We start from the raw sequence: 3,592 nt of genomic DNA on the forward strand, positions 1-3,592 counted from the left end.
GCGTACTAATAGACCGAGGGCTTGACCTCTCTTTAAACATGGTGATGATGACTTAATTCTCTGCAGTCTTCAGGGTTCTCTACCCTTACAGCTTTTCTAGGTGTCTATGACGCAGTGGCACCACTCCGATTCCATCCCGAACTCGGTTGTTAAACGCTGCGGTGGCGAAGATATTTGGCGGGTCACTGCCTGAGAAAATAGCTCGATGCCTGGAATTTATTTTCGACTCAAACCCACTTCTCACAAGAGGCGGGTTTGTAGTTTTTGGCTAAGTTCTCGACGGGGTTGTCACCTCCTCAGGTTTGTGGTACGCTCTGAATCGTTACTTTTTTGCGAATCGTTATAGCTTTTACCAAAAATGTAAGGACTGCTAAAAAATATGATTATATTTAAAAGGAATAAAGAGTGTTATGTGTTGGAACTAACAGATATAGACAGGGGTGATGTCTCTAATGAGTTTCAAATACATTTAAACTCTATAACAATGATTGTTGACTGGGCTAAAGAATATCTTTGCCATCCGCACCCTCAACTCGGAAGAACAGATCCTGTCTGTCCTTTTGTGCCAACTTCTATGAAAAAAGTGCTTTTTTTCTTAACAGTATATCCAGAAGAGGATTTAGAGGAAAATAAAGCTTATGATTTTCTTATAAAATACCGCGATTTTTTTTTAGAGGTTGAACCAGTAAGTAACTAGACAAAATTAATTACATAGTTTTCTCCAAATTCTTTCAGGATTTTTTCCACAGATGTAACAAAAGTTCCCCAACTCTTGTAAGCAGATATTTCAATCCATTCATACTTAATAAACCGCCATAAAATTTCAATTAAATTTAATTCAGGTGAGTAAGAAGGCAACTCAAAAAGAGTAATATTACGTTGTTTCCACTCTTCAAGTTTGTCAACAATAGCATCACTGGTATGAATAGAAGCTCGATCGGTGACAATCACCGTTGGCTTATCTACTGTGGGTAAAAAAGCATCAATACAGGCAATAACCACATCTGAATTAATACTTTGATATGAAATATAAGTTTCAAGATGGTTATTTCGATTCATGATTCCTAGTACATTCATTCGCTGACTACGACGACTAGGAATTGTTAAATATTCTCCGATTTCCTGCCAGCCATAGGGGACACAAGGAATCAAACAAAATCCCGTTTCATCCAAGTAATATAAATCAATTTTACCCTGCTCATCCAATTGCTTTAATTCTTCTAATTGCGCCTTTTTATCTTGATATTCCTGGGCTGGAGGCGTTCCGGCAACTCCTTTGCGCATACGATGCCAACTCATATTTAGAGTTTTTAGTATTCTTTGAATTGTTTTTGTACTGGGAGTTAGGCCCCAGGTCTCTTGAACTTTTTGGCTAACATTTTTTAACTGTAGTTTAGACTAACCAAAGATGAGAACGGTGGCAAAAGAAGAACTAGAGCCACCGCGCCAGGAGAGAATGAGGGTGAAAAAGAAAACCTATCCACTCCTTAAATGAACAGTGAACGATTAAAGGACTTTCGTCAAGCAGCATACGAGTTATTGGTACGAGCCAAGGATGCAACAAGAGAGCTGATGGATGCAGTGATGACCACCAGAAATGCGTCATGTTTAGCGGAATTTTCACTCAATCCATTATTCAAGCGTCAATGGCCAAGCGTCTATGAAGCCTTACAAGACAGTAGGCCAGACCGGAAAAAACTGATGCTACTCTATCTCCAGCAATTACAGCAGGAATCACCCCGAACGGAACACCTATTAGTGGCAATCGATCATACTGTATGGGGAAGACCAGAGGCTAAAACATTAAAAGACAGAACCCATGAATATCAGGCAGGTGTAATTATTGGACAGGGATACAGTACAATTGCGTGGATACCCGAAACAGAAGGAAGTTGGGCATTACCGCTACTACATGAACGAATTAGTAGTTGGTCTTCACCAATAGAAAAAGCAGCTTCCCAACTCAAACTTGTTTGTGAACAGAGCATCAATCCAGTCTTAGCAGTTTTAGATCGAGAATATGGCAATGCAAGTTGGGTACTAGCCATAGCAGATATTCAAGCTGATTGCTTAATGCGAGTCCGAAGTAATGCCTGCTTGTGGTCAGCACCACCAGCCTATAGTGGTCGCGGTAGACCACGTAAGCACGGGCAGAAAATGAGGGTGAATGACCCAACCACATGGCTCCAAGCGGATAATGTGATTGAAATTGACGAACATTCACAGTTGGGACAAGTTCGAGTCAGTCAATGGCTTGACTTACATTTTTATCGTGCCGCTGAACACAGAGTCAATTTAATCCTCGTAGAAAGAATGAAGCCCATGTCAAACGGTCAGCCGTTTCCACCCTTATGGTTGGCTTGGGTTGGAGAACGAACTCTACCTTTAGAAACTGTTTGGTTTAAATATTTACGCCGTTTTGGAGTGGATCATTGGTATAGATTTGCTAAGCAACGATTGCATTGGACTTTGCCTAAATTGAGAACTCCTGAACAATGTGAACGTTGGAGTGATTTAATGCCATTGATGAGTTGGCAACTCTGGCTAGCTAGGGATTTAGTGGTTGAGAATGTATTACCTTGGCAATCTGCTACGATTAATTTAACCCCTGGACGTGTTGCCCAATCCATGTTGTCGGTTTTAGTTGACATTGGTACTCCTACGAAATTGCCTAAACATAGGGGAAAATCACGCCTGTTGGGAAACAGGAAAGGTACGGACTAAGGCACCATGCTATCCCACTGTCAAAAAACGGGTTTCTCGACGCAAAAAATCTTCAAGATTAGCTATTTAATCTTCTCCCTCTTGAGTTGTTGAGTAACAGCTTGCCGGATATTTAAAGGCAGCTACTTTTAGATGCGCTCGTTTTTTAGTCTAAACTCCAGTTTTTAATTGCCTTGGTTCTTGTTTAGCCCACTCTTTAATTTGGGCTTTCTGCGAAGAGTTAAATAGTGGCTTAGAACCTCTTCCTGGTTTATTATAAAGTCCTATCATTCCCTCTAATTCCCACCGATTGAACCAGTTATAGAGGGTCTTATAACTTATTTGAAAAATATTCATTAACTCTCCTTTTTTTACTCCTTGCGAAGCTAATATGAGGCAATGTGCACGCGTGACGTACCTGATGATGTCGGCTTTGGCGATAAATTCGCTGTAACAATTTAGACGAAAGAGGATTTATTTCCCTGATAAACATCATATGAAATTCTAATTAACTCATAATTTTGCCTGGAATATCATTCTACTATGTATTTGTGTAATTAATTCTGTCTAACTACTTAACAAGCGAGGATGCTGTATTTAAAACTTTCCTGATTTTGTTTCCCTATCTTCCAAAAGAATCAGCTCCTAAATTTATCGATAACCTACAACAACGGTTAAAAGCTGACTTTGTTAATTACGGATTGATGATAGGAGAATTTCATTTTGGTCCTCCTAAAAAAACTGGACTATGGAATGAAAATTTTTATCCTCTATTTAGCCCTATCCCACTATTAGTGATTCGCTATTTAGTTCAGGGTAAGCTCATCTAATTTGGTATAAAATGTACTTGACAAAAAAACGCCAATAGACTTTATACCTGTGAAGCGAA

General features: G+C 39.5%; 4 protein-coding genes, 1 rRNA gene and 1 pseudogene. 4 read left to right on the forward strand and 2 right to left on the reverse strand.

Going from position 1 to position 3,592, the window contains the following annotated elements; translation table 11 throughout:
• Nucleotides 1-96: 96 nt before the first annotated feature.
• Both rrf and QUA78_RS32020 read left to right on the forward strand, forming a co-directional pair.
• A 5S ribosomal RNA gene (rrf, locus tag QUA78_RS32015) occupies nt 97-214 on the forward strand.
• 165 nt (nt 215-379) lie between these two features.
• Nucleotides 380-697 carry a DUF6875 domain-containing protein gene (locus QUA78_RS32020; RefSeq protein WP_333307108.1) on the forward strand — a complete coding sequence of 106 codons (318 nt, stop codon included), beginning with the start codon at nt 380-382 and terminating at the stop codon, nt 695-697.
• Here QUA78_RS32020 and QUA78_RS32025 read toward each other — a convergent pair.
• Nucleotides 694-1,377: pseudogene (locus tag QUA78_RS32025) on the reverse strand (IS630 family transposase); the annotation flags it as partial. The gene QUA78_RS32020 and the pseudogene QUA78_RS32025 overlap by 4 nt on opposite strands.
• Nucleotides 1,378-1,491: 114 nt before the next feature.
• Between QUA78_RS32025 and QUA78_RS32030 the strand changes: the two are divergent.
• Complete coding sequence (locus QUA78_RS32030) at nt 1,492-2,724, forward strand: NF041680 family putative transposase (protein WP_333307106.1); 1,233 nt, start codon at nt 1,492-1,494, stop codon at nt 2,722-2,724.
• A gap of 150 nt (nt 2,725-2,874) precedes the next feature.
• On the opposite strand, the gene QUA78_RS33035 is transcribed toward QUA78_RS32030, so the two are convergent.
• Entirely contained in the window at nt 2,875-3,177 is a 303-nt protein-coding gene (locus tag QUA78_RS33035) for a helix-turn-helix domain-containing protein (RefSeq protein WP_445302466.1), read from the reverse strand.
• 89 nt (nt 3,178-3,266) lie between these two features.
• On the opposite strand from QUA78_RS33035, the gene QUA78_RS33040 reads away from it, so the two are divergent.
• A complete protein-coding gene (locus QUA78_RS33040) occupies nt 3,267-3,533 on the forward strand; it encodes a DUF6875 domain-containing protein (protein ID WP_445302467.1) in 267 nt (88 codons plus the stop codon).
• Nucleotides 3,534-3,592: the final 59 nt, after the last annotated feature.

It is taken from the genome of Microcoleus sp. K4-B3 (assembly GCF_036704615.1).
Taxonomy (GTDB): domain Bacteria; phylum Cyanobacteriota; class Cyanobacteriia; order Cyanobacteriales; family Microcoleaceae; genus Microcoleus.